General features: G+C 69.9%; 22 protein-coding genes. 10 read left to right on the top strand and 12 right to left on the bottom strand.

Annotated features, from left to right (window positions below):
- Position 1 precedes the first annotated feature (1 nt).
- Positions 2-1240 carry an APC family permease gene (locus FHR72_RS03950; protein ID WP_183466641.1) on the top strand — a complete coding sequence of 413 codons (1239 nt, stop codon included), beginning with the start codon at positions 2-4 and terminating at the stop codon, positions 1238-1240.
- A complete protein-coding gene (locus FHR72_RS03945; RefSeq protein WP_183466640.1) occupies positions 1230-2525 on the top strand; it encodes a uracil-xanthine permease family protein in 1296 nt (431 codons plus the stop codon). The genes FHR72_RS03950 and FHR72_RS03945 overlap by 11 nt, the downstream gene beginning before the upstream one ends.
- Here FHR72_RS03945 and FHR72_RS03940 read toward each other — a convergent pair.
- Genes FHR72_RS03940 through thiO form a run of 9 tightly spaced genes read right to left on the bottom strand, consistent with a single transcriptional unit; the run spans position 2479 to position 10814 of the window.
- Positions 2479-3945 (bottom strand): M28 family metallopeptidase, encoded by a 1467-nt coding sequence (locus FHR72_RS03940; RefSeq protein ID WP_183466639.1) that lies wholly within the window; start codon positions 3943-3945, stop codon positions 2479-2481. The two genes, FHR72_RS03945 and FHR72_RS03940, sit on opposite strands and share 47 nt — an antisense overlap.
- On the bottom strand, positions 3942-5450 hold the full coding sequence (locus FHR72_RS03935) for a M28 family metallopeptidase (protein WP_183466638.1): 1509 nt from the start codon (positions 5448-5450) through the stop codon (positions 3942-3944). Before FHR72_RS03935 ends, FHR72_RS03940 begins: the two co-directional genes overlap by 4 nt.
- A 4-nt stretch (positions 5451-5454) precedes the next feature.
- Positions 5455-6366 (bottom strand): alpha/beta fold hydrolase, encoded by a 912-nt coding sequence (locus FHR72_RS03930; protein WP_183466637.1) that lies wholly within the window; start codon positions 6364-6366, stop codon positions 5455-5457.
- 30 nt (positions 6367-6396) lie between these two features.
- On the bottom strand, positions 6397-7152 hold the full coding sequence (locus FHR72_RS03925; protein WP_183466636.1) for an ABC transporter permease: 756 nt from the start codon (positions 7150-7152) through the stop codon (positions 6397-6399).
- Positions 7149-8054 (bottom strand): ABC transporter ATP-binding protein, encoded by a 906-nt coding sequence (locus FHR72_RS03920; protein WP_183466635.1) that lies wholly within the window; start codon positions 8052-8054, stop codon positions 7149-7151. The genes FHR72_RS03925 and FHR72_RS03920 overlap by 4 nt, the downstream gene beginning before the upstream one ends.
- Complete coding sequence (locus FHR72_RS03915; protein WP_183466634.1) at positions 8051-8812, bottom strand: SGNH/GDSL hydrolase family protein; 762 nt, start codon at positions 8810-8812, stop codon at positions 8051-8053. The genes FHR72_RS03920 and FHR72_RS03915 overlap by 4 nt, the downstream gene beginning before the upstream one ends.
- Before the next feature lie 4 nt (positions 8813-8816).
- Positions 8817-9584, bottom strand: coding sequence for a thiazole synthase (gene thiG, locus FHR72_RS03910; protein ID WP_396888391.1), 768 nt, complete (start codon positions 9582-9584; stop codon positions 8817-8819).
- Positions 9577-9774, bottom strand: coding sequence for a sulfur carrier protein ThiS (thiS, locus tag FHR72_RS03905; protein ID WP_183466633.1), 198 nt, complete (start codon positions 9772-9774; stop codon positions 9577-9579). The genes thiG and thiS overlap by 8 nt, the downstream gene beginning before the upstream one ends.
- Positions 9771-10814: a glycine oxidase ThiO gene (gene thiO / locus FHR72_RS03900; protein ID WP_183466632.1), complete on the bottom strand. Its 1044-nt coding sequence runs from the start codon at positions 10812-10814 to the stop codon at positions 9771-9773. Before thiO ends, thiS begins: the two co-directional genes overlap by 4 nt.
- 136 nt (positions 10815-10950) lie before the next feature.
- Here thiO and thiE point away from each other — a divergent pair, with 136 nt between their 5' ends.
- Complete coding sequence (thiE, locus tag FHR72_RS03895; RefSeq protein WP_183466631.1) at positions 10951-11616, top strand: thiamine phosphate synthase; 666 nt, start codon at positions 10951-10953, stop codon at positions 11614-11616.
- Here thiE and FHR72_RS03890 read toward each other — a convergent pair.
- Positions 11600-12091 (bottom strand): NUDIX hydrolase, encoded by a 492-nt coding sequence (locus FHR72_RS03890; protein ID WP_183466630.1) that lies wholly within the window; start codon positions 12089-12091, stop codon positions 11600-11602. The genes thiE and FHR72_RS03890 overlap by 17 nt on opposite strands.
- A gap of 155 nt (positions 12092-12246) precedes the next feature.
- On the opposite strand from FHR72_RS03890, the gene glnX reads away from it, so the two are divergent.
- The 4 genes from glnX to FHR72_RS03870 all read left to right on the top strand — a co-directional run bounded on the left by glnX (position 12247) and on the right by FHR72_RS03870 (position 17555).
- Positions 12247-13566, top strand: coding sequence for a protein kinase G-activating protein GlnX (glnX, locus tag FHR72_RS03885; RefSeq protein ID WP_183466629.1), 1320 nt, complete (start codon positions 12247-12249; stop codon positions 13564-13566).
- Positions 13566-14537 (top strand): glutamate ABC transporter substrate-binding protein, encoded by a 972-nt coding sequence (locus FHR72_RS03880; RefSeq protein ID WP_183466628.1) that lies wholly within the window; start codon positions 13566-13568, stop codon positions 14535-14537. The genes glnX and FHR72_RS03880 overlap by 1 nt, the downstream gene beginning before the upstream one ends.
- Complete coding sequence (locus tag FHR72_RS03875) at positions 14537-16819, top strand: serine/threonine-protein kinase PknG (RefSeq protein ID WP_183466627.1); 2283 nt, start codon at positions 14537-14539, stop codon at positions 16817-16819. Before FHR72_RS03880 ends, FHR72_RS03875 begins: the two co-directional genes overlap by 1 nt.
- A gap of 277 nt (positions 16820-17096) precedes the next feature.
- Complete coding sequence (locus FHR72_RS03870; protein ID WP_183466626.1) at positions 17097-17555, top strand: STAS domain-containing protein; 459 nt, start codon at positions 17097-17099, stop codon at positions 17553-17555.
- On the opposite strand, the gene FHR72_RS03865 is transcribed toward FHR72_RS03870, so the two are convergent.
- Both FHR72_RS03865 and pta read right to left on the bottom strand, forming a co-directional pair.
- The gene (locus FHR72_RS03865) at positions 17475-18647 is read right to left on the bottom strand and encodes an acetate kinase (protein WP_183466625.1); all 1173 of its coding nucleotides are present in this window, start codon (positions 18645-18647) and stop codon (positions 17475-17477) included. The two genes, FHR72_RS03870 and FHR72_RS03865, sit on opposite strands and share 81 nt — an antisense overlap.
- Positions 18644-20734, bottom strand: a complete 2091-nt coding sequence (pta, locus tag FHR72_RS03860; RefSeq protein ID WP_183466624.1) for a phosphate acetyltransferase — start codon at positions 20732-20734, stop codon at positions 18644-18646. The genes FHR72_RS03865 and pta overlap by 4 nt, the downstream gene beginning before the upstream one ends.
- A 243-nt stretch (positions 20735-20977) precedes the next feature.
- Between pta and FHR72_RS03855 the strand changes: the two genes are divergently transcribed.
- From FHR72_RS03855 to FHR72_RS03845, 3 genes are read left to right on the top strand one after another with little or no spacing between them, the layout of a single operon-like run.
- A complete protein-coding gene (locus tag FHR72_RS03855) occupies positions 20978-22471 on the top strand; it encodes a hypothetical protein (protein ID WP_183466623.1) in 1494 nt (497 codons plus the stop codon).
- Positions 22464-23879, top strand: a complete 1416-nt coding sequence (locus FHR72_RS03850) for a glycosyltransferase family 2 protein (RefSeq protein WP_183466622.1) — start codon at positions 22464-22466, stop codon at positions 23877-23879. The genes FHR72_RS03855 and FHR72_RS03850 overlap by 8 nt, the downstream gene beginning before the upstream one ends.
- A complete protein-coding gene (locus tag FHR72_RS03845; RefSeq protein WP_183466621.1) occupies positions 23876-25798 on the top strand; it encodes a hypothetical protein in 1923 nt (640 codons plus the stop codon). Before FHR72_RS03850 ends, FHR72_RS03845 begins: the two co-directional genes overlap by 4 nt.

The following is a 25798-nucleotide window of genomic DNA, read 5'->3' as shown; positions in this document are numbered from 1 at the left end:
GATGACCCCGCCCGACGAACCGGTGCTGTACCGGCGTCTCGGGCTCCGTGACACCGTCACCCTCGGCCTGGGTTCCATGGTCGGGGCCGGGATCTTCGTTGCGCTGTCCCCCGCCGCGGCCGCCGCGGGCACAGGGATGCTCCTCGGCCTGGCCATCGCCGCGGTGGTCGCGGTGTGCAACGCGATGTCGTCGGCCCGGCTGGCGGCGCGGTACCCGCAGTCCGGTGGCACCTACGTCTACGGACGCGAGCGCCTGAGCCCGTTCTGGGGTCACACCGCGGGGTGGAGTTTCGTGGTCGGCAAGACCGCGTCGTGTGCGGCCATGGCTCTCACCGTCGGCTACTACACCTGGCCCGAGCACGCCAACACGGTCGCCGTGGCCGCCGTGCTCGCGCTGACGGCGCTCAGCTACGCCGGCGTGCAGCGGTCCGCGGCGCTGACCCGCGTCATCGTCGCGGTGGTGCTCACCCTGCTCGCCGTTGTCGTGGCCGTCCTTCTCGGGTCCGGTGACGCAGACGCCGCCCGGCTCGCGCCGGGCGCCGACGTCACGCCCTACGGTGTGCTGCAGTCGGCGGGCCTGCTGTTCTTCGCCTTCGCCGGTTACGCGCGTATCGCGACGCTGGGTGAAGAGGTCCGCGACCCGGCCAGGACGATCCCCCGCGCGATCGCCGTGGCGCTGGGCATCGCCCTGGTCGTCTACGCGGTGGTCGCCGTCTCGGTGCTCGCGCAGTTGGGTAGCTCCGGGTTGGCCGCGGCGGCGGCTCCGCTGTCGGAGGCCGTGCGCGCGGCGGGCGTACCGGCGCTGAGCCCGGTGGTCGCCGTCGGGGCCGCGATCGCCGCACTCGGGGCCCTGCTGGCCCTGCTGCTCGGGGTGTCGCGCACGACGCTGGCGATGGCGCGAGACCGGTATCTGCCGCACACGCTCGCCGCGGTGCACCCCCGACACGGCACCCCGCACCACGCCGAGATCGCCGTTGGCGTGGTCGTCGCGCTGGTCGCTGCGGTGGTCGACGTGCGCAGCGCGATCGGGTTCTCGTCGTTCGGCGTGCTGCTCTACTATGCGATCGCGAACGCCGCGGCCTGGACCCTGGGCGCGCGGCTCGTGCCCGCGGTGGGGTTGATCGGCTGTCTGACACTGGCATTCACGCTGCCCGCCGCCGCGGTGGGTGCGGGTGCGGCGGTCGTCGTGGTCGGCATGATCGCCTACACGACTAGCGGCGCCTCCCGTAATGGTGTGTAGTCGCTGGGTGTCGTTCACCTGGAACCGTGTGGATTCGCGATCCGATCCGGATTTTGTCGTCGGCCCCGGCGAGCGCCTGAGCTGGTCGCGCACCGTCGGTCTGGGCGCCCAGCACGTCGTCGCGATGTTCGGCGCCACATTCCTGGTTCCGGTGCTGACCGGATTTCCGCCGGCCACCACGCTGCTGTTCTCCGGCGTCGGCACCATCCTGTTCCTGCTGATCACCGGAAACCGGCTGCCCAGCTACCTGGGCTCGAGTTTTTCGGTGATCGCGCCCGTCACCGCCGCGGTCGCCTCCGAGGGCACCGGCAGCGCGCTCGGCGGGATCGTCGCGGTCGGGGTGCTGCTGATCCTCGTCGGCGGCGTCGTCCACGTCGTCGGCACCCGCTGGCTCGACCTGACGCTCCCGCCGATCGTGACGGGCGCGATCGTCGCGCTGATCGGGTTCAACCTCGCGCCCGCGGCGAAGGCCAACTTCGAGAAGGGTCCGCTGCTCGGGCTGGTGACGCTGGTTCTGATGGTGGCCGTTCTCGCGTTGTTCCGCGGCATGATCGGCAGGCTGGCGATCTTCGTGGCCGTCGTCGCCGGCTACGTCCTCGCACTCGTTCTCGGCGACGTCGACACTTCGGCCATCGCGGCCGCGCCCTGGATCGGGCTACCCGACTTCCAGGCGCCGCAGTTCTCGCTGTCGGTGCTGCCGTTGTTCCTGCCCGCCGTCATCGCGCTGATCGCCGAGAACATCGGGCACGTCAAGTCGGTCGGGCAGATGACGCGCACCGACATGGACCCGCTGATGGGGCGCGCACTGGCCGCCGACGGCGTCGCGACGACGCTGGCAGGTTTCGGAGGTGGATCGGCGACGACGACCTACGCCGAGAACATCGGCGTGATGGCCGCGACCCGCGTCTACTCGACGGCGGCCTACTGGGTGGCCGCCGCGGTCGCGATCGTGTTGTCCCTGTGCCCCAAGGTCGGTGCGGTCATCGTCGCCATCCCGGCCGGTGTTCTCGGCGGCGCCACGGTCGTGCTCTACGGCCTGGTCGGGATCCTGGGGGTGCGCATCTGGCTGACCAATCACGTCGACTTCGGCAAGCCGATCAACCAGATGACCGCGGCCATCCCCCTCATCATCGGTATCGCCGACTTCACCTGGAGCGCAGGTAGTCTCACGTTCACCGGTATCGCCCTCGGGTCGATCGCCGCACTGCTGATCTACCACGGCATGCGGCTGCTCGGCTTCAGGGCGAACGCCGCTCCCGCTGATCCCGTGCCGGAACCCCGTTGACGCCGTCGATCGACTGCGCATAGGTGCCCACCGCGAACGCCGCCGACGACGCCATCACCCCCAGGGCATCCCGGTCGATGTTGTCGATGTTGTCCAGCCGGGTGTGATAGTTCGGATCGAAGGCGACACCGTCCCGGCCGCCCCACAGCCGGGCCTGCACCGGTGTCTTGCGCTGGGACGAACCGGTGGTGACACCTCCGACGGGCACGCCCGCGGCGAGGAACGGCGCGTAGTCGGTGACCCGCTGCAGCGGGATGTCCGCCGGGCGGATCCCTGTCAGCAGCAGCCGTCCGGCCAGGGTCCGCTCGATCCCGGCGCTACCCTCGGGTGCCGGCGCGAATTGGCCTGTCTGCGTGGATTGGTCGCCGTCGTCGGTGAAGTATCCCGCGTTGGGCGAGCCGAGCATGTCGAAGTTGAGGTACAGCGCGATGTCGTCCAGTTGGTCCTCGTCCAAGGACCTCAGGTAACTCTTCGAACCGTCCATGGAGACCTCTTCGGCGCCCCAGAACGCGAAGCGCACCGCGTTCGCCGCCGGGGACTCCCCGCCGAGCTGCAATGCGGTCTCCAGTACGGCCGCGACCCCGGAGCCGTTGTCGTTGATGCCGGGACCGGACTGAACGCTGTCCAGATGGGCACCCACCATCACGACATTGGCCGTGTCACCGGATCTGGTCTGGGCGATGACGTTTCGTGACGTCGTCATCACCGGCTTGTTGTCCAGGACGAGTGTCACCGGTGTCTCGGTGCGGCGCAGCGCCGCATCCGCGGACGGATCGATGACGCCGACGGGCACCGTCAGATCGTTGAAGTAGCCCGGCGAGAACAGCGTGGGTGGGGCACCGACCGGTCGCGCCGGGGTGGCGGCACTCACGACGAGCAGCCCGATCGCACCCTGCTGCACGGCGATCCGTTGCTTGTCGACGATCGAGCAGCCGGTGTCGTCCACCACGGCGATCGCCTCGGCCACGGACCTGTCACCGTAGTCGGCGGCCGTGCACCCCGCGGGTCTGCGGGGCCGCAGCGTGACGGCCTTGAGCCCGCCCGGCGGGGTGGTGATCATCAGTGACGCCTGGTCGACACGGTGGTAGCGACCGGCGACGGTCAGGGCGGGCTTGCCGCCCTGCGAACCGGACAGCCGCTGGAATTCCGGCGTCTGCACGTCGAAACCCTTGTCGCGCAGCAACTGCGCCACATAGTCCACACTGGCCTGGTGGCCCGCTGACCCGTCGGCGCGGTTGCCGTCGTGGGCGTCGGCGATCTCCTGCAGCTTCACCAGATGTGCGTAGACGCCGTCGACGGTCACCTTGCCGGCCAGATCCGGTCCGAGATCGGGGGCCGGCGGGGGCGAACCGGACGTGCACGCCGCGAGCAACCCGACGACCGCGAGGGAGGCTGCGGCCGCGGCGACGCGCGTCCTCACGGCGTGGTCAACTGATGCCGGGTACGGATCTCGCGCACCGGAATACCGTTGCGGCCGCTCTGATCCTGGGCGTAGAGCCCCACCGCGTATCCGACGCCGCTGCCGTGGATCTGCAGCGCGGCGGTGTCGATCTGCTCCAGGGTGTCGGACGCCTTGTGATAGTTCGGGTCAAACGGCTGGTCGGCGTCGCCGCCCCACAGCTCGGCCTGCTCGGCGGACATCTTCTCCTCGGCGCCCGAGAACAGGCCCCCCGCAGGCACTCCCGCCCGGGTGAACCCGTCGTAGTCGGACCTGCCGTCGAACGACGTGTCCTGACCGGGCTTACCGGCACGATCGAGATAGCCCATCAGTGTCCGCTCGATGCCGGCCGAACCCTCGGGCACCCGGGCTACGCCCTCTTCGGGGTTCGGCGGCGCCGACTGGTCACCGTCATAGGTGAAGTAACCCGGATTCGGTGAGCCCACCATGTCGAAGTTCAGATACAGCGCGATGTCCTTGAGCGCTTCGGTGTCGAGGGAGGCGACGTAGTCGTTCGAGCCGAGCAGCCCGGTCTCCTCGGCGCCCCAGAATCCGAACCGGACCGCGTTCGTGACCTGCGGCGAACTTCCCAGCTGCACAGCGGTTTCCAGAACCGCGGCCACCCCGGAGCCGTTGTCGTTGATGCCCGGCCCCTCCGGGACGCTGTCGAGGTGGGCGCCGACCATCACGACGTCGGCGGTCGAGCCCGTCGTGGTCTGCGCGATCACATTGCGGGTGCGCTCGACGCGCACGCCCGCGTTCAGGGTGAGTTCGACCGCAGCCTGTCGGCGTCCGCGGAGATCCGCGCCGGCCGCTTTCGTGACGCTGACGGCCGGGATCTTCACGTCGGTGGTGTCGCCGAGGGTGCTCCCGGACATGTCGTCGTCGTCCTGATTGTTCGCGACGATCAGGGCCACCGCGCCCCGCTCGGCGGCCACGGACTGCTTCTGGCCGAAAGGGCAGGAGCCGCGGTCGACCAGGACGACTGCGCCGTCGAGCGGCAAACCGTCGTAGTCGTCGGCGGTGCATCCGGGCGTGTCCTCGACGCGCGCGGCCACCAGCGGCCCCGAGATGCCGCCCTGCGGGGTGCCGACGGTGTACTGCAGCGGCTTGGCCTCCACCGTGCTGCCCGCCACCGTCAGCGACGGCTCGTCCGCCCACGGGATCTTGACCTCGAACTCCGGCGTCTGGACGTCGAAACCCTTGTCCCGCAACGTGGCGGCGACGTAGTCGACGCTCGCGTCGTACCCCGGACGTCCCAGCGCGCGGTTGCCGCCGTGGGCGTCGGCGATCTCCTGCAGCTTCGTCAGGTGCGCCATCATCGCGTCGGCGGTGACCTTCTTCGACAGCTCGTCGGCGAACTGTGTCGCGGAGCTCGGATCTGGCTGCGGCTGGGAACCAGGCTCCGGGTCGTTCGCAGCGCAGCCGCCGACGGCCAGCACGGCCGCTACGAACGCGGCCGACAGTCTCTTCCGGGTCACGCCCACCACGTTAGCGCGGACCCTGGCGGGCACCGAGGTAGTCGAGCATCGCCTCGGCCACGATCTGCGGACGCTCGATGTGCAGGAAATGCCCGGCTGCCGGGACGAAGTCGACGCGACTGCCGGTCGGCAGCACCGTCGCGATCGGTTCGGCGTACTCGGCCTCCATCGCGCCATCCTCCTCCCCCTGCAGATGCAGGAGCGGAACCCGGGGCATCTCGAAACACCACCGGTGCAGATCCGCATACTTGGGGTCCGGGCGCGACGGCCTCACCATCGCCCGGTAGTAGGCCACCGCCGCCTCCCGGTGCGCCGCGGTGGGCAGTGCCGCGAGGGCCTGCTCGAGCTCGGCGGCGGTGTCGTAACCGCGGGGGCCCCAGTCCTGCCACAGCCTCGGGATGATCTGCGGAAGCAGCCGTTCGGGCAGTAGGGGCAGCTGGAAGAACATGATGTACCAGCTGTTGCGCAGCTGCCGCGGCAGCATGCGCACCTGCCGCGCGATGGGCCCCCGGGTGCGGCTGAGCGCGCCGATCGGGGCCACCGCCATCGAGATGTGATCGGCGAACGGGGTTTCCGGATAGGCGGCGATGGCGCTGGCGACGAATCCTCCCCAGTCGTGGCCGATCAGGATCGCGTCCTGGGGGGCGCCCAGCTCCCGGTACACCGCCAGCGCGTCGTACATCAGGGCGCCGATGTGGTAGTCACCGTCGGGCGCGGGTCCGGTCGGGGCATAGCCGCGCGCGAACGGGGCGACCACCCGCAGTCCGCGCTCGGCCAGCAACGGCGCCAGATTCTGCCATCCCCACGCGCTGTCGGGAAAGCCGTGCAGGCACAACGCCAGACGCCCGTCCGGCGGACCCCAGGCCAACGCGGTGACGTCGAGGTGGGGCAGGTTCAGGGTCAGAACGTGCGGGTCGGTCACCCCCGTGATGATAGGTGGTGGCCCCACATCTCAGGCGTCACGCCGGTCGACCGCCACCAGCGCGGCGACGAACACGATCGCGACGATCACCGCGAAGTAGCCGAGGGAACCGAGCGGACCCCAGCTCATCGTGTAGTCGGGGAACAACCACTGCACCTCGAGGAACCGGAAGATGTTGGCGAACGGCAGATAGGGGCCGATCTGCCAGCCGCGCCCGGGCAGATTCCCCAGCAGCGGTTCGACCAGCAGGGGCCACAGCAGCAGGACGGTCACCGCGCCCGCGGTGTGCCGCAGCAGGGTCGCCACCCCCACGCCGAGCACGGCGGCCAGGACCGCGTACAGCGCGGTCGCGCCCGCGAAGCGCACGGTCGCGGCGACCGTGAGGCCGTCGCCGACGCCGGGCACTGCCACCAGACGCACCACCATGACCGAGAGGAACACCATCACCACCGCGGCGGCCGCCGAGAACAGAGCGGCGACAACGGCTTTGGCGCCGATCACCAGAATCCGGTTCGGCATCGCCATGAAGGTGGTGCCTATCAGGCCGGTGCGGTACTCCCCCGTCACGGTCATCGCGGCGACGATCATCAGCACGGGGATTCCGAAGACCGCCACGCCCAGCGAGGCCGCCGCGACGCTCAGGCGGTCGCTGTCGTAAGCCACCGAGGCCTGCAGCGCGGCCAGCCCCACGGCCAGCAGCACCGCGGCCGTGGCCGCCCACAGCGGTGAGCGCAGCGTCGTCAGCTTGATGCGCTCGGCGTTGAGCGCAGCCCCCACGGCTGTCATCGGGACCGCCCGCGGAATTGTGTGGCGTCGTCGGTGGACGCGAGGTAGGCCTGCTCGAGGGACGCCTGGGCAGAGCTGAGCTCGTGCAACGGGATTCCCTGACGGGCGGCGAGGTCCCCGACCGCCTCGGTCGTGGAGTCCCGCACGTGCAGTGCCGCCCCGTCCTGCTCGGCGGCCATCCCGGCCGCGGCCAACGCCGCCGCCAGATCTGTCAGCCGCGGGCTGCGCACCCGCACGACGGCGCCGCCGGAGCGCCCGACGAACTCGCTCACCGTGGTCGACGCGATCAGCCGGCCCTTGCCGATGACCACGAGACGGTCTGCGGTATTGGCCATCTCGGACAGCAGGTGGCTGGACACCAGCACCGTGCGCCCCTCCCCGGCCAGGGTGCGCATCAGTGTGCGGACCCAATGGATGCCCTCGGGGTCGAGGCCGTTGACAGGTTCGTCGAACAGAAGTACCGGTGGGTCGCCGATCAGCGCCCCGGCGATCCCGAGGCGCTGGCTCATTCCGAGCGACAGCGTGCCGGCGCGGGACGCGGCCACGCCCGTCAGGCCGACCATGTCGAGGACATCGTCCACCCGCCGTTCGTCGAGTCGGTTGGTGGCCGCGATCCAGCGCAGGTGGCTGCGCACGGTGCGGTTCGGGTGGACCTGCCGGGCGTCCAGCAGGGCGCCGACCGTGCGCAGCGGTTCGCTCAGTCGGCGGTAGGCCTTGCCGTCGATCGTGGCGGTTCCCGACGTCGGACGGTCCAGTCCCAGGATCATCCGCATGGTGGTGGTCTTGCCTGCCCCGTTGGGGCCCAGGAACCCGGTCACCACCCCGGGCTCGATGGTGGCGGTGAGCCCGTCGACGGCCCGGGTCTTACCGTAATTCTTTGTCAGCGAACGCAGTTCGATCACACCGGGGCCTCGGCCATCACCAGATCGGCCACCGCCCGCATACCCTCGGCGTTGGGGTGCAGCGGTGCCGGACGGCCCGGGACCGGCAGCCCGAAGCGGGTGGTCCACGGCCGCGCCGACCACGCGTGATGCTCGCGGCTGGCCTCCGCGGCCCGCACCAGGCCGCAGCCGGTGACCTGCGCCGCGTCGGCGGTCAACTGCGCGAGCGTGCTGGCGACGTGTCGGCCCAGCGTCAGGTCGGCCGCACCCAGCGGTGGGGCGGCGCCCGCCGCGGGCAGCAGTGTCAGGTAGTCCACGAACAACACGCTGGCGTGCGGCGCGCGACGGCGGACCTCGCGACCGACGTCGACCAGCGCACTGCCGACCTCGGCCAGCGCCGTGTACCGGGCTGACGGATCGAGCAGATCGCGCACCCGCCCGCCGAGGAACGGCACCGCGCGCACGAACCGGGGCAGTCCTGCGGCGAACAGCATCGGCACGTACCCGGCGTCGTTGCCGCCGATCGTGATCGTCACGAGCGCCTCGGTGCCGTCGAGTGCCTCGACCTGTGGCGGGGCGCCGTGCTGGGATTCGGTGAGGACATGGGTGGTCGTCGCACCGGAGTAGGTGACGTCGACCAGGTCGAGTCCGAGCGCCTCGGCGACCAGGTGTGGGTAGTTGCGAGCCGACCTGCCCGCCGCGCGCGGCGAACCCGGCGCCCGCGGCGCGATACCCGGGCCGGCAGCCATCGAACTGCCGAGCGCCACAAAGCGTTTCATCGCGTCACAGGGCCGGGCTGCTCGCCTGTGCCCAGAACCTCTTCGGGATGCGGCCGGCTCGCCGCGCCAGATACCCCGCCCTGACGGCTGACGACATCGCCGCAGCCATCGCCGGCGGATCCGACGCCCTGGTCACGGCGGTGGCCAGCAGCACCGCGTCACACCCGAGCTCCATGGCCAGGGCCGCATCGCTGGCGGTGCCGATTCCCGCGTCGAGAATCACCGGCACACCTGCGGCGTCGACGATCATCTCGATGTTGTGCGGGTTGGCGATGCCCAGACCTGTGCCGATCGGGGAGCCCAGCGGCATCACCGCGGCGCAGCCCGTCGCCTCCAGCCGGCGCGCCAGCACCGGATCGTCATTGGTGTAGGGCAGCACCACGAACCCGTCGTCCACCAGTTGCTCTGCGGCTCTGACGAGTTCGACCGCATCGGGCAGCAGGGTGCGCTCGTCGGCGATGACCTCGAGCTTCACCCAGTTGGTCTGCAGGGCCTCGCGCGCGAGCTGGGCGGTCATCACCGCTTCGGCCGCCCCGCGGCAGCCCGCGGTGTTCGGTAGCGGCGTGATGCCGAGGCGGGTCAGCAGATCCAGCACCCCTGTCCCGCCGTCGGCGTCCACCCGGCGCATCGCGACGGTCGTCAACTCGGTCTCGGACGCGACCAGCGCCTGCTCCAGCACCGCGAGGTTCGCCGCCCCGCCCGTGCCGAGGATGAGCCGCGAGCCGAACTCCCGCCCCGCGATGCTCAGCTTCCCGGTCGTGAAATCAGCCACCCTGCACCGCCGTCACCACTTCGATCTTCGCTCCGTCTGTCAATGCGTCGTCCCACAGCGAGCGCGGGATCACCGACCAGTCCACCGCCACCGCGATCCCCTTCTCCGGGATCCCGAGGTGATCGAGCAGCCCGGTGATGGTGGTGTGGTCGTCGACCTCCACCGTCTCGTCGTTGACCGTCACCTTCACCGGCCGACCTCCATCGGGCTGACCTCCATCGCTCGTGTTCCCTCCAGCTCGGCGGCGATCGTCTCCGCCGTCCACGGCGCCAACAGGAATCCGGACCGGCCGTGCCCCACGGCGACCAGTGTGCGCTCGTCGAGGCGCCCGACGAGCGGCAGGTTGTCCGGCGTCATCGGTCGCAGACCCGCCGCGGCCTCGGCGAACTCGTACTCGCCGAGGGCAGGGATCACCGCGCAGGCGTCGTCGAGCAGGTCGCGCACCCCGCTCACGGTCGGCGCGGTGTCGCGGCCGTGCTCATACTGTGTGGCGCCCACGACCACCCCGTCGGTGCGCGGCACGATGTACACCTGCCGTCCCCGCACCCGCGCGCGCACCACCCGCTGCGGCACGGGCAGGCAGCCGCGGCGCCACCGCAGCCGCAGCACCTCGCCCTTCACCGGACGCACCGGCAGGCCGGGCCACAGCGCGGGGGCGTCGATGCCGTTGGCGAGCACCACGGTGTCGGTGTCGGCGACCTCGTCCAGCGATCCGGCCGGTGGCGCCCACCCGACGCCGAGACGTTCGCACTGCGCCGCGAGCGCGTCGACGACCGCCCGGTTGTCGACGGCCAGCTCGGTCTCGGCCACGAATCCGTGTCGGATGCCTTGCGCCAGAAGAGGTTCGATGTCGCGTGCCGACGTGGTCAAACTGACGGGGTGCCCCTGCGCGGACAGCCAGGCGCCGACGGTCTTCAGATCGCTGGCATCGGCCTGGTCGACGGCCACCACGAGGGATTCGCGCGCGGTGACGACCTCGGGGGGCAGCCCGTCGAGGAACGTCTCGTGCCACAGCTGCAGCGAGTCCAGCCCGATCCTGAGCAGCTCCTCCTCGCCCGGCCAGCCTTCGCTGTGGGGCGCCAGCATGCCGCCGGCCACCCAGGAGGCGCCCGGCGCGGTGGTCCGGTGCACCCGCACGGCCCAACCGTCCTGGGCGGCGCGCCTCGCCACGGACAGCCCGATGACGCCGCCGCCGATCACGGCGAGCGACCGCTGCGTCTGGGCTGGCACTGGGCTGCTCCCTTCGCCGGCATGATCCGGATCAGGTGTGACGGTCAGAGCCGGCCGGCTCACTCTCAGTCCCGGTACCCGGGACTCCCGTGTGGTCGCCTACCAGGGTACGTGGCACCCCGGCTACGGTTCGGCTGTGCCCGAATCCCCCGAACTGCAGGATGCCCGCCTGTATCTGTGCACCGACGCCCGCCGCGAGCGCGGTGACCTCGCCGAGTTCGCCGAGGCCGCGCTGGCCGGCGGTGTCGACATCATCCAGCTGCGCGACAAGGGGTCGCCCGGCGAGAAGCAGTGGGGCCCCCTGGAGGCGCGCGAGGAGATCGCGGCGCTGGAGATCCTGGCTGATGCCGCGCACCGCCACGGTGCGCTGATGGCGGCCAACGACCGCGCCGACGTCGCGCTGGCGTCCCGGGCCGACGTGCTGCACCTGGGCCAGGACGATCTGCCGTTGCCGGTGGCCCGGCAGATCGTCGCCGACACACTGATCGGCCGCTCCACCCACGACCTCGAGCAGGTGCGGGCCGCTGCGGCCGAGGACGTCGACTACTTCTGCGTGGGCCCGTGCTGGCCCACCCCCACCAAGCCCGGCCGTCCGGCGCCCGGGCTCGACCTCGTGCGCGCCGCGGCGGCACGGGGCACGGACAAGCCCTGGTTCGCGATCGGCGGGATCGACGCCGCACGACTTCCCGAGGTGCTGGCGGCCGGGGCGCGGCGGGTGGTGGTGGTGCGGGCGATCACGGCGGCCGACGACCCGCGGGCGGCGGCCCGGGAACTGGTCGCGCTGCTCAGCTCTGCGGGTTGATCCGCAGCGGCATCGAAGCGGTCACCTCGCGCAACCGGTCCCAGCTCGCGGCGAAACCCGGGTGCAACGGGAGATCGGCGACCTCGTCCTCGGCGACCCACCTCAGCTCGGCGCTCTCCCGGTTCGGCACCGTGGCGAGCTGCACCTCGGCGTCGGCGATGACGGTCGTGTACGTCCACCCCGACACCTCGGCGGTGACCACCGTGGTGCGCACGACCAGCTGATCGGCGGGCAGTCCGGCTTCCTCGTGAGCTTCGCGCACGGCCGCCTGTTCGGGGGTCTCGTGGCTGTCGCGGGCCCCTCCGGGCAGACCCCAGGTTCCGCCCTGGTGGCTCCACGGGGCGCGGTGCTGCAGCAGCACCGCCGCAGCCCCGTTCGGGCCGGGCGCGCGCAGGAGCAGCCCGGCCGCGCCGTGCCTGCCCCAGTACGCCGCGCCGCTGGCCGACACCACCCAGCCGTCACCGTCCCCGCGCACGAGATTCAGCTTAGGGAACAGGTCACGAATTCGGGGCACCTGATTCCGCACGCGTCGCACGGGTTCCTCTTAGAATTCCCTCATAGAATCTGACTAGCCCGTGTTTCGACAACGACCGCCGGAGAGACCGAGACCAAGATGAGGTCCGCGCAAACGTGACTGTTGAGTTGGCGCACCCCTCGACCGAGCCTCTGGCATCGCGGTCCCCGACGACTCCGTCGCATCCCCGGTGGTGGTTCCTGTGGACGACCCCCGGCCGGATCCTGAGCATCGGGATGGTGCTCGCCGCCCTGGTGATCGCCAGTGCATTCGCGACCTCGACGACGATCAACGACCGCCAGCAGGCGCTGACGACGGTCCTCAACCACACCGAGCCGCTGGCGTTCGCGGCCGGGCAGCTCTACACCACACTGTCGGTGGCCGACGCCGCGGCGGCCACCGCGTTCATCGCCGGGGCCGAGCCGCGTGCGGTCCGGCAGCGCTACGAGCAGGCCATCACCGATGCGTCGGTCGCGGTGACGCGGGCCTCCAGCGGGCTCACCGAGGAGCCGCTGGTCCAGCTGCTCGGCCGCATCAACGCGCGGCTCGCCGTCTACACCGGGCTGGTGGAGACGGCCAGGACGAACAACCGCGCCGGCAACCCCGTCGGTTCGTCCTATCTGTCCGAGGCCTCGGCGTTGATGCAGCAGCAGATCCTGCCCGACGCGCAGCGGCTCTACGAGGAGACCTCGGCGCGGGTGGACGTCGAGACCACGGCGTCGACGCGGATTCCGACGCCGGTGATTCTCGTGGTGGTCGCGACGCTGCTGTTCGGCGTCTTCGCCAACCGCTGGCTGGCCAAGCGGACCCGGCGGCGGGTCAACATCGGGTTCGTGGCGGGCGGCCTCGCCGTGCTGATCATGCTGATCTGGGTCGGCACGGCGCTGGTGATCTCCACCTCGGACAGCCGCAGCGCCAAGGAGACCGCGGCCGAATCGCTCAAGACCGTGACCACGCTGGCGATCACCGCGCAGCAGGCCCGTGCCGACGAAACGCTGTCGTTGATCCGGCGCGGCGACGAGGCGTTGCGCAAGCAGTCCTACTACCAGCGCATCGACGAGATGAAGCGGCAGCTGGCCCGCTACGTCCAGCGTGACGACTCGATCGACAAGACCGACCTGGCCGATGCGGGCCGGCTGCTGGACCGGTGGCGGGCCGCCGACGACCGCATCACCGCCTACATCGCGGTCGGCAACTACCAGGCCGCCACCCAGGTCGCGCTGGGCGTCGGCGAGGACGACGCGACCCCGGCGTTCGACGAGCTCGACGAGGCGCTGTCCAAGGGCATCGAGCAGAGTCGCAATCAGCTGCGCAGCGACATCGTCAACGCCCGCCGCGTGCTCTCGGGGGCGACCGTGGGTGCGGCGGCGCTGTCGGTGATGGCGGCGGTGTCGGTGGCGTTGGGGATCTGGCCGCGATTGAGCGAGTACCGCTGATGAGCGCTTGCGCGAAGACCCTCGGTGCGCTGCTGGCGGCGGCGGCCGTGCTGAGTGCGTGTGCGCAGCCGCTGCCGGTGGTGCAGACGCCGACGGTGACGCTCGCGCCGCCGACACCGGCCGGCCTCGAGGAACTACCGCCCGAGCCTGCCCGTGCGCCCACGGTGCCCGACACCGCGTGCGACCCGCGCGTGAGCCTGCGGCCGTTCGACAATCAGGAAGACGCCGACAAGGCCGTGGCGAACATCAAGGCCCGCGGCAGGTTGATCGTCGGACTCGACATCGGCAGCAACCTATTCAGCTTCCGCGACCCGATCACCGGCGAGATCACCGGCTTCGACGTCGACATCGCCGGGGAGATCGCCCGCGACATCTTCGGCACCCCGTCGCAGGTGGAGTACCGCATCCTGTCCTCGGCCGATCGCATCTCCGCGCTGGAGACCAACCAGGTGGACGTCGTCGTGAAGACCATGACGATCACCTGCGAGCGCAAGGAGCGGGTGAACTTCTCCACCGCGTACCTGACCGCCAACCAGCGGATCCTGGCGCCGCGGGACTCCAACATCCGCCAGTCGGCGGACCTGTCGGGCAAGCGGGTCTGCGTGGCCAAGGGCACGACGTCGTTGCGCCGGATCCAGCAGATCACCCCGCCGCCGCTGATCGTCGGCGTCGTCACCTGGGCGGACTGCCTGGTCGCGCTGCAGCAGCGGCAGGTCGATGCGGTCAGCACCGACGACTCCATCCTGGCCGGGCTCGTCTCCCAGGACCCCTACCTGCACATCGTGGGCCCGTCGATGAACCAGGAGCCCTACGGCATCGGCGTCAACAAGGAGAACACCGGCCTGGTGCGGTTCGTCAACGGCACGCTGCAGCGCATCCGCAGCGACGGCACGTGGAACACCCTGTACCGCAAGTGGTTGACGGTGCTGGGCCCTGCCCCCGCTCCCCCGGCGGCGAGGTACTCCGACTGATGACCGAACAGGATTACGACGACGACCCCGGCACCCAGCCCGCAGGTTTCGACGACCTGGGCATGGATTCGATGTCGACCATCCGGCCGATGGCCACCCAGGCGGTGTTCCGTCCGAACTTCTTCGACGACGACGACGAGGACAGCAGCGACACCCTGCTGCACACCGGCGACACCGAGCCGCAGGACAACGCGACCACACTGACCCGCCACATGTCCCCGACCCGCAGGCTCGGGGGCGGGCTCGTCGAGATCCCGCGGGTCCCGGCGCGAGATCCGTTGGCCGCGTTGATGACCGACCCCGTCGTCGCGGAGTCGAAGCGCTTCTGCTGGAACTGCGGCAGGCCCGTCGGCCGCTCCTCCAAGGACGGCAAGGCCCTGTCCGAGGGTTGGTGCCCACACTGCGGAAGCGCGTATTCCTTTCTGCCGCAACTGGGTCCGGGCGACATCGTCGCCGACCAGTACGAGATCAAGGGGTGCATCGCCCACGGCGGGCTGGGCTGGGTGTACCTGGCGTTCGACAAGAACGTCAACGACAGGCCCGTCGTCCTGAAAGGCCTGGTGCACTCCGGGGACGCCGAGGCGCAGGCGATCGCGATGGCCGAGCGCCAGTTCCTGGCCGAGGTGACCCACCCGGGCATCGTCAAGATCTACAACTTCGTCGAGCACGACGACAAGCACGGAAACCCCGTCGGCTACATCGTGATGGAGTACGTGGGCGGCACGTCGCTCAAACAGGCCACGCTGCTCAAGCACCACGACCAGATCCGGCTGCCCACCGCCGAAGCCATCGGCTTCATGCTCGAGATCCTGCCCGCCATGGGGTATCTGCACTCGATCGGGCTGGTCTACAACGACCTCAAACCCGAGAACATCATGGTCACCGAGGACCAGCTCAAGATCATCGACCTCGGTGCGGTCTCGCGGATCAACTCGTTCGGATACCTCTACGGCACACCGGGTTACCAGGCGCCCGAGATCGTGCGCACGGGTCCCACGGTGGCCACCGACATCTACACGGTGGGACGGACCCTGGCGGCGCTGACCATGCGCCTGCCCACACGCAGGGGCCGCTACGTCGACGGGTTGCCCGAGGACAACCCGGTGATGCGGGAGTACGACTCGTTCGGCCGGCTGCTGAGGCGTGCGATCGACCCGGACCCGCGCCGGCGCTTCCAGAGCGCCGAGGAGATGTCCAGCCAGCTGATGGGTGTGCTGCGCGAGGTGGTCGCCAAGGACACCGGTGTGCCGCGCCCCGGTCTGTCGACCACGTTCAGCCCGTCGCGGTCGACGTTCGGCATCGACCTTCTGGTCGCGCACACCGACGTGTACCTCGACGGCCAGGTGCACTCCGAGAAGCTGACGGCCCAGGAGATCGTCAAGGCATTGCAGGTGCCGCTGGTCGATCCCAACGACGTCGGGGCGACGGTGCTCTCGGCGACGGTGTTGAGTCAGCCTGTCCAGACGCTGGATTCGCTGCGCGCGGCACGACACGGCGCGCTCGATTCCGAGGGCATCGACCTCAGCCAGTCGGTCGAACTCCCGCTGATGGAGGTGCGCGCGCTGCTCGACCTCGGCGACGTCGCCAAGGCCACCCGCAAGCTCGAAGACCTCGCCGAGCGGGTCGGATGGCGCTGGCGGCTGGTGTGGTTCCGTGCGGTGTCGGAGCTGTTGACCGCCGACTACGAGTCGGCCACACGGCATTTCACCGAGGTGCTGGACACGCTACCCGGCGAGCTGGCCCCCAAGATCGCGCTGGCCGCCACGGCTGAGCTTGCGGGCGCCGCCGACGAACGCAAGTTCTACGACACCGTGTGGTCGACCGATCACGGCGTCATCTCGGCCGGTTTCGGGCTGGCCCGGGCCCAATCCGCCGACGGTGACCGCGACGCCGCGGTGCGCACCCTCGATGAAGTGCCCGCGACGTCGCGGCACTTCACGACCGCCCGGCTGACGAGCGCGGTGACCCTGTTGTCGGGCCGATCGAGCAGCGAGATCACCGAGCAGCACATCCGCAATGCCGCCCGCCGGGTGGAGGCACTGCCCGATTCCGAACCGCGCGTGCTCCAGATCCGGGCGCTGGTGCTCGGTACCGCGATGGACTGGTTGGCGGACAACACCGCGAGCACGAACCACATCCTCGGGTTCCCGTTCACCGAACACGGGCTGCAGCTCGGCGTCGAGGCGTCGCTGCGCAGCCTGGCGAGGGTGGCACCGACGCAGGCGCACCGCTACGCGCTGGTCGATCTGGCCAACAGCGTGCGCCCGATGTCGACGTTCTGACCGCGCGGAGTCAGCAACCACTGATTCCGTTGCTGGCCGTCGCGTAATTGACGCAGACGCTCGACGACCCCGGGTCCGCATAGTTGACATACGTCGAAAACTGCAGGTGAACGTACAAACATGGAATTCGTGGGCGAATATGGTCAACCGACGAATTCCGTAGTACTGTGACTCCACCACATACGGTGACGTCATCGGCGCAGCTTTGAGCATGCAGGGCCCGATCCCCTGACTTCACCCACAGAACGAATCACCTTTTCGTTTGAGGGGAGTCCACATGTCAATAGTCGAACCACCCCCGGCATCCGCCACGCAGCGGGTGTTCCGCCCGGACCCGACGTCGTTCGAGTTGCGGGAAGAACATCACCGCGCGACCTTCTCGGCGTGCGACCTGCCGCCGATCACCGTGCTGGTGACCATCCACGGCGAGATCGACGCCACCAACGCCATGGCGCTGGCCGGCTACGTCGAGAAGCGCCTCGGCTGCTCGCGCAAACTGATCCTCGACCTGCAGACGGTCGAGTTCTTCGGGGCCTCGGGATTTGCCGCGCTGTCCAACATCAACGTCGTGTGCGCCCGCCGCGGCGTGCGCTGGTCGCTGCTGGCCGGCCCGCACGTCCGCCGGCTGCTGCGGATCTGCGACCCGAAGCGCGAACTACCCGTCGCCGAGCCCTCCGCCAAGTACTCCCGCACACGCCCGAGCAATCGCAAGCTCCTCGTCGGTGGGTATCACTAGAACCGTCGTCGGCGCTCCGTCCGGGGAGATCCGCCTGGCCGTCCTGGCCGGGCTCGCGTTGAGGTGCTCGTCGAGCTCGATCCCGAATGCCCCGAGACCCGACAGTGCGTCGCGGCGCACCGCCGCATCGTTCTCGCCGACGCCGGCGGTGAACGTGATGACGTCCGCCGAGCCCAGCACCGCCAGATAGGCGCCCAGGTACTTGCGCAGCCGGTGGATGTACACCTCGTAGGCGAGATGAGCTGCCGTGTCACCGGATTCGATACGGCGGTGCAGTTCCCTGAAGTCGATCTCCCCGCCCAGACCGCGCACCCCTGAGCGCCGGTTGAGCATGGTCTCGATGTCCTCGACGGACATGCCCGCCTCGCGCCACAGATAGAAGATCAGGCCGGGGTCGACGTCGCCGGAGCGGGTGCCCATCACCAGTCCCTCCATCGGGGTCAGACCCATGGACGTCTCGACGGGACGGCCGCCCACGATCGCCGACACGGACGCACCGTTGCCGAGATGCACCACGATCTGGCTCAGCGATTCCAGCGGGATGTCGAGAAACGCCGCGGCCTGCTCGCTGACGTACTGGTGCGAGGTGCCGTGGAAACCGTAGCGCCGGATGTGCCACTTCTCGGCGACGTCGGCGTCGATGGCATACGTCGCCGCGGCGGGTGGCAGATCGTGGAAGAACGCGGTGTCGAACACCGCGATGTGCGGGAGATCCGGGAGGGACCGACGGGCCACCTCGATCCCCAGGATCGCCGGCGGATTGTGCAGGGGCGCAAGCGGAGCGAGTTCCCTCAGCGTCTCGAGGGTCGCATCGTCGACGACCGTCGGCCGGTACAGGTCGGGGCCGCCGTGCACCACACGGTGGCCGACCGCGACCAATCCGAGGTCGTCGAGCCGATGGCCGTCGTCGGCGAGGGAGTCGAAGGCGACCTGCATCGCGGCGGCATGGTCGGGTGGCGACTGCCCGCCCGAGGACGAGTCACCGATCCGCTCGACGATCCCGTCGGCGACGAGCAGACCCGAATCCGGGTCGATCACCGCGTATTTCAGCGATGACGACCCCGAGTTGAGGACGAGCACGGTCCGCGTCATCGCGGCGTCCCCTGCGCCTGGATGGCGGTGATGGCCACGGTGTTGACGATGTCCTCCACGAGCGCCCCGCGGGACAGGTCGTTGACCGGTTTGTTCAGCCCCTGCAGCACGGGACCGATCGCGATCGCACCCGCACTGCGCTGGACGGCCTTGTAGGTGTTGTTGCCGGTGTTGAGGTCCGGGAAGATCAGCACCGTCGCGTTTCCCGCGACCGTCGAATCGGGCATCTTCGTCGCCGCCACCGACGGTTCCACCGCCGCGTCGTACTGGATGGGCCCTTCGACCAACAGGTCAGGCTCCCTCGATCTCACCAATTCGGTTGCCTTCCTGACCTTGTCGACGTCGGCGCCGGTGCCCGAGGTTCCCGTCGAGTACGACAGCATCGCGACCTTCGGGTCTATCCCGAACTGCGCAGCCGTCCGGGCCGACGAGATCGCGATGTCGGCCAGCTGCTCGGCCGTGGGATCCGGCACGATCGCGCAGTCACCGTAGGCCAGCACCTCGTGGGCCAGACACATCAGGAAGATGCTCGAGACGGTCGACACGTCGGGCTGGGTCTTGATGATCTCGAACGCCGGCCGCACCGTGTGCGCCGTGGTGTGCCGGGCGCCCGAGACCATGCCGTCGACCATGTCGTTGTGCACCAGCATCGTGCCGAAATAGGAGACGTCGTGGATGGTCTCGCGGGCCTGCTCGACGGTGACACCCTTGTGCTTGCGCAGGGCGGCGTACTGCTCGGCGAACTGGTCGCAGAGCTCGCTGGTCCGCGGGTTCAGGACGTCCGCGGCAGACAGGTCGACGCCGAGCTCGGCGGCACGCGCGCGCACCTGACTCTCGTCCCCCAGGATCGTGAGGTCGGCGACGGAGCGTTGCAGCAGGCGCCCGGCCGCCTTCAGGATGCGGTCGTCGTCGCCTTCCGGGAGCACGATGCGTCGGCGGTCGGAGCGGGCCTGATCGAGCAGCTGGTAGGTGAACATCTGCGGCGTGACGACCGACGGGATCGGAATCGTCAAGTGAGCCAGCAGTTCTGCGGTGTCCACGTGCCGGTCCATCAACGCCAGGGCGGTGTCGATCTTGCGCTGCGAGGTCGACGTCACGCGGCCGCGGGTCGCGGCGACACGGCTCGCGGTCTCGAACGTGCCGAACCGGGTCTCGATGATCGGCAGTCGCTGGCCCAGCCCCGACACCAGCGATTCGATCGCCGGGTGCAGCGTCAGGCCGCCGTTGAGGATGACCCCGGACAACGACGGAAAGCCCTCGGCGGCATGGGCACTGAGAACGGCGAGCACGACGTCGGATCGGTCACCCGGGGTGACCACGGCGACGCCCTCGGTGAGCCGTTCCAGAACGTGCTCGGCCGTCATTCCCGCCACCAGCACGTCGAGGACCTCACGATGCAGCAGCGCGGCGTCGCCCTGCACCATGGTGCCCTCGACAGCGGTCTGCAGCTCGGCGACCGAGGGCGCGACCAGCAACGGTTCCTCGGGCAGGACATAGCTGTGCGGCTCGATCTTCTTCAGGGCGTCGCACACGTCGGTGAGCTGCGCCGGATCACAGCGGTTGGCCACCACCGCGGCGGTGTGGGCGTGCTGCGCGGCGATCTCGTCCATGCACACCTCGACGACCTGGGCGACCTGCTCGGGGGTGCGGTCTTTGGCCTTGACGGCCAGCACGACCGGCGCGCCCAGGTTCGCCGCGATGCGGGCGTTGACCGAGAGCTCGCTGGGCGCGGCCACATCGGTGTAGTCACTGCCGACCACGAGCACCGCGTCGCACCGGTCGGCGACCCGGTGGAAGCGGTCCACGATCTCGCCGAGCGCGGCGTCGGGATCGTCGTGCAGTTGCTGATAGGTCACCCCGACGCAGTCGTCGTACGGCAGTCCCGCGGTGGTGTGGTCCAACAGCAGCTCGAGGATGTAGTCCTTGTCCTCGGCCCCGCCCCGCGTGATCGGCCGGAACACCCCCACCCGGGCCGCCGTGGCCGACAGACGGTGCAGAACACCGAGTGCGATGGTCGACTTTCCGGTGTCCCCCTCGGGCGAGGCGATGTAGACGGCGGTTCCCGAGACGGCTGTTGCTTCGGCCACCTGTACAGCCTGCCGTATCGGCCGCCGCCTTACCAGTCGCAGCAAACAATGCCACCAGCTACTGGCTTTCTTACTGGAAAGTCAGTTGTACTAAGTTTGCTAGATATGCTTCACTATGCGCAAGTTGCCATACACAAGCGTTCTGATGTTGACGTAAATAATCGCTAAGAATGACCGCTCGCGTACATTTTCGGCTCACCGCGACATCTGCCGCCCGGGCCGCCCGGACCCTGCGAGGAACCCATGTCCGTTGTCGAATGGAAAGACGTCACGGTCGCGGCCGCCCCGGCCGTCGGCCCCACCGACCTCGATGACGCCCCGCCCCGTCACCGGGAACCCGCCTTCTGGGCCCGGCTGGTCCTCGCAGCGGGCCTGGCCACGCTGGCGCACGCCTCGGTGTTCCTCGCCGTCGTCACCGACGCCGCCGCCGGATCCCACCGCGGCTACCTGGTGACACTGCCCGTTCTCCTCGTGCTGATCGCCTCCGGTTACCGCGCCCGGCCGCGCGGAGTGGGGGACGACGAAACCGACTGGATCCTGTCTCTGCTGTTCTGCGGGGCCGCGCTGGCGGGTATTCACCTGGTCAGCGACCGGATGCCGACGCTCGCAGGATTGTGGCGCGTCGAGATGCTCGGCGTCGTCGTCTGGTTCGCCGGCCTGATCGCCCTGTTGTTCGGTGTGCGGCACGCGGCGCGGATGTGGCCGCTGTGGCTGTTCGCCGCCGTGGTGGCCACACCGCTGCCGTACCTGCTCGGGTCCGCGATGCTCGGCGGCTCCGACACCGCAGCGACCCTGATGGCATCGGCAGTCGGCGCAGGCGCGGTCGCGCTGGCGGGCCGCTGCTCCCCGTGGCGGCCACGCGCGGCGGCCACCGTCGGGTGCCTCGTCGTCTCCGCGGCATCGGGCGCGGCGGTGGTCTCGCACGCCGGCGTCCTGATCGCGTCCGTGGTGGCGGCAGCAGTGGTGCCGGCGCTGACCACGATGATCCTCACCACCGTCGCGCGACAGACCTGGTCGCCGTCCGCCGCCCAGACCCCGGCGGCCATGCCCCGGCGGAGCCTCCGGTCGATGCTCCTGCTCACCGCCGCGGCGGTCGCGTCGACGCTGCTTCAGCCGGCCTCCGGGGTCGAACCGGCCGAGCCGACGGCCACGCCGGGCTGGCTCGAGCGCAGCACCCTGCGCCCCGTCGCGAGCTACCCGTTCATCACCCGCTACCTGGGCAGCAGCAGCCGGCTGGAGCGCTACTCCGTGCCTGCCACCGGAACCGAGCCCGCCGCCGCGGTCGATGTCATCACCACGCAGGACGCCGCGGTGCTGGCCGACTTCGCCGACGTGGTGTGGTACCCGTCGTCGCAGCCGGTCGACTACCGCCCGGCCCCTCCTTCGACCGGTCTGCCCGACGGCACGCGCCTGGCACACACCGACGCCGATTCCGTCACCACCCGGACCGAGACGCCGTGGTACGCGGTCACCTGGAACTGGTCTGTGGGCGCCCTCCATCAACAGGTCACCGTGATCGTCGACCAGGCCTCGTCGGACATGCCTCCGGAGCCGGCAGCGCCGTCGTTCCTGGACGTCGTCGTGCGGCCCGCCCTGTGGCTGGCGCGCCAGCAACCCGGCAGCAGCGGCGACGTCGCCGAGGCGGTCGTCCGCCGCGCCGAGGACATCGTGGCGAGCGTGGACGCGGCGGCACATCCCGGCGGCGGCGGATCGACCGGCGGCGCCGGCGATGCCTGACACGGTCGTCCCCGCCCAGCTCCCGCCGCACCTGTCGGCACGGGCGGTCCTGGCCCCGAAGGCGCTGGCGATCCTGGGTGCGGGCGCGGCAGCGCTGATCGCGGCGGCACTGGCGGCACCCACCGTCGTGCCGCCGGTGCTCACCACCGCGGTGGCCCTGCTGTATCTGTTCTCCACGATCGACCGGAACCTGTTGCTGCTGCGCGGTCTTCGGTCCTCGGCCCTGATCCGCATCGACGACGCGACGGCGAGGTCGATCCCGGACTCCGCACTCCCGGTCTACACGGTCCTGCTGCCGGTCTACGACGAGCCCTCGATCGTGGCGAATCTACTCAACGGCGTGGGCAGGCTGGATTATCCGGCCGACCGGTTGGAGATCCTCCTGCTGGTCGAGGAGGACGACATCGCCACCCAGACAGCCCTGCTCGACGCCGACCTGCAGTCGGTGCGGGTGGTGATCGTCCCGCACAGCCTGCCCAAGACCAAGCCCAAGGCGTGCAACTACGGCATGTCCCTGCCCGATCTGCGTGGCGAGTTCATCACCATCTATGACGCCGAGGACATCCCGGAACCGTTGCAGCTTCGCCGCGCTGTCGCCGCGTTCAGCGGGCTGACCGGTGAGATCGGCTGCATCCAGGCGCGTCTGGGGTACTTCAACGAACGCCAGAACCTGCTCACCCGGTTCTTCTCGCTGGAATACGACCAGTGGTTCGGTGTGGTCCTGCCCGCGGTCGAACAATCCGGCTGCGTGGTCCCCCTCGGCGGCACCTCCAACCACATGCGCGCCGCGGTGTGGCGGGACATCGGCGGATGGGACGAGTTCAACGTCACCGAGGACGCCGATCTCGGTGTGCGACTCGCCCGGCACGGTTACCGCACCCTGATCCTGGACTCGATCACGTTGGAGGAGGCCAACTCCGACGTCATCAACTGGATCCGGCAGCGCTCGCGCTGGTACAAGGGATACCTGCAGACCATGCTGGTGCATCTACGCCATCCCCTGCGGTTGCGCAGCGAGATCGGCACGAAGGCCACGCTGCGGCTGATCAACATGACCGGCGGGGTGCCGCTGACCAGCGCGCTCAACGTGGTCTTCTGGTCTCTGCTCTTCGTGTGGATCGTCGGGCGAGCGCCCGTGGTGGAAGTGCTGTTCCCGCCGGTGTCGTACTACATCTGCCTGACCTTGTTCCTGATCGGAGCGCCGCTGTCGGTGTACGTCGGCCTGATCGTGACCCAGGCCCTGGGCAAGTCGTACCTGTGGTGGGTTGCCCTCCTGGCGCCGCTGTACTGGATCCTGCAGTCGATCGCCGCGCTGAAAGCCATCTACCAGTTGGCTTTTCGACCGTCCTATTGGGAGAAGACCGTGCACGGCCTGGCCGGGCACAACGTACCGGGAGACATCGGATGAACCTTCGCGCACGCTCCGTCGCCGCAGCCCTGACGGTGGTCGCCGCCGTCGGCGCGTCCTCCGGCTGGACGGCCCATGCACAGCCGTATGCCGTTGCGGCGAACGCGGATACGGTCTCGCCGGCGATCAATTGGCTGCAGCTCGGACTGTCCGACCGGGTGGAGATCATCGGCGCCAACCAGCCCAGCAACACGCAGATCCCCGTGCCGTCGGGGGTCGGGCCGAGTGTGCTCACCGGTCAGCTCGGCTCGATCGTGTATGTCACCGACGGCCGCGTCGACGTCCTCGACGACCGCGGCGTCCTGCTCGGCGCCATCCCGGTTCCGCCCGGCGCCGCCAGCGTGCCGTTCAGTGTCGACGTCGCCGCCGCCCGGGTGTCCGACGGGAAGGCCACGCTGAGTTTCGTCCTGCGCGACGCGGGCGATGACGCCGACACCTGTTCGCAGCAGCCGTCGGTCACGCTCACCCAGCTCACGACGGCGTTCTCCGGTCCCACCCCGGACCCGACCACCGTCGCGGGATTTCTGCCCGGGTACCTCGACCGCATCGTCATCCGCACCGGGCCCGACCCCAGCGTGCACCAGCAGCAGGCGGCCCTCGACCTGGTCGCCAGGCTGACCCGGCTGTACCGGCCGATGCCCGTGCGCATCGAGGTCGACAGCGGCACCGCCCCGATCCCGGCGGCCCGCGACACGCGCGTCATCGAGGTCACCGAGCGCGGCGCAGCCGGCCTCACCGTGACCCGGCCCGGCACCCCCGACGCCGTGCTCGTCATCTCGGGAACGGGCGGCGAACTCGTCGACCAGGTGGCGCTGTTCACCGACCGGCGCCTGCGGCTCGCCCAGACATCCAGTGCGGCAACGTTGTCGGCGCACGAGACGGTGAATCCCTCGTCGACGATCAAGACCTTCGACCAGCTCGACATCACGGGTCAGACCTCGGTGCTGGGCACCCAGACTCTCTATGCGGGTTTCGACGTGGCGTCCTTCGGGGTCGGTCCGATCAGTAGCGCCACGGTGCATGTGCGCGCGAACTACACCCCGGTGTCCGGCGGTGAGGGATCGGTGCTGGTTCGTTCGGGGACGACGATTCTGGCCTCCCGCAGCCTTGACGAGTCGGGTGTCCTCGACATCACCGGCGACATTCCCGGCGAGGTGGTCACCTCCAGCGTCGGACTGGCCCTGGAGTTGCGCTACATCCCGCGCCAGGAATGTGCCCCGCTCAACGACCGGCTCACCTTCGCGCTGGACCCCGGTTCGACGGTCACGGTGACGCCCGGCACGAACAACCGCGGCGGGTTCCCGGCGCTGCCGATGGCGTTCACGCCCGAATTCGACGTCGCTCTCGACAGCCCCGACCATCTCCGGTTCGCCGCCGAAGCGGTCAATCTGATCGCCCAGCAGACGCAGACGTCGTTGCGGCCCAACGTCATCCCGTTCGACGACGCCGCACGGTCGGGCTCGGGCCTGCTCGTCGTCGCGGGCGGACCGGACCTCGCGGCCGCCGGCATGAACGCCCCTATGCTGCCCGGGGAGGCCGACACCGTCAACGTCAGCGGGCCCACCGGCACCCTCGTCGATCTCGACGCCCCGCTGGGCATGCTGCAGGCCTTCACCCACAACGGCCGCGGCGTGCTGGCGATCACCGGCACCGGCGACTGGACCCTGGTCGACGCGACGCTCGACCACATCCGCGGGCTGCCCGACCGGTGGAGTGGATTGACAGGTGACGTGGTGGCCACCGGGATCGCCGGGGACACCGTGACGCTGTCGATCAACGAAGGCGCCTCGATGCCGCACCAGCCCGCCCCCGCACAGGGATGGGCCTGGTGGGCCTGGGCCAGCGCGGCCGCCGTCGGGGTCGCCGCCACGATCGCCGCCACCGTGCTGGTGGTCCGGCGGCGCACGCCGGCACGGTGA

The organism is Mycolicibacterium iranicum, assembly GCF_014190915.1.
GTDB classification, from domain to species: domain Bacteria; phylum Actinomycetota; class Actinomycetes; order Mycobacteriales; family Mycobacteriaceae; genus Mycobacterium; species Mycobacterium iranicum_B.
The sequence above is the reverse complement of the archived record's forward strand: the minus strand, read 5'-3'. Positions and strand labels throughout refer to the sequence as shown.

Excerpts from the sequence above, each read along its gene's own strand:
- FHR72_RS03950 (WP_183466641.1), top strand. The coding sequence starts at position 2 with ATGACCCCGCCCGACGAACCGGTGCTGTACCGGCGTCTCGGGCTCCGT.
- FHR72_RS03945 (WP_183466640.1), top strand. The coding sequence starts at position 1,230 with ATGGTGTGTAGTCGCTGGGTGTCGTTCACCTGGAACCGTGTGGATTCG.
- FHR72_RS03875 (WP_183466627.1), top strand. The coding sequence starts at position 14,537 with ATGACCGAACAGGATTACGACGACGACCCCGGCACCCAGCCCGCAGGT.
- FHR72_RS03925 (WP_183466636.1), bottom strand. The coding sequence starts at position 7,152 with ATGACAGCCGTGGGGGCTGCGCTCAACGCCGAGCGCATCAAGCTGACG.
- FHR72_RS03845 (WP_183466621.1), top strand. The coding sequence starts at position 23,876 with ATGAACCTTCGCGCACGCTCCGTCGCCGCAGCCCTGACGGTGGTCGCC.
- FHR72_RS03855 (WP_183466623.1), top strand. The coding sequence starts at position 20,978 with ATGTCCGTTGTCGAATGGAAAGACGTCACGGTCGCGGCCGCCCCGGCC.
- FHR72_RS03850 (WP_183466622.1), top strand. The coding sequence starts at position 22,464 with ATGCCTGACACGGTCGTCCCCGCCCAGCTCCCGCCGCACCTGTCGGCA.
- FHR72_RS03870 (WP_183466626.1), top strand. The coding sequence starts at position 17,097 with ATGTCAATAGTCGAACCACCCCCGGCATCCGCCACGCAGCGGGTGTTC.
- FHR72_RS03865 (WP_183466625.1), bottom strand. The coding sequence starts at position 18,647 with ATGACGCGGACCGTGCTCGTCCTCAACTCGGGGTCGTCATCGCTGAAA.
- FHR72_RS03915 (WP_183466634.1), bottom strand. The coding sequence starts at position 8,812 with ATGAAACGCTTTGTGGCGCTCGGCAGTTCGATGGCTGCCGGCCCGGGT.
- FHR72_RS03880 (WP_183466628.1), top strand. The coding sequence starts at position 13,566 with ATGAGCGCTTGCGCGAAGACCCTCGGTGCGCTGCTGGCGGCGGCGGCC.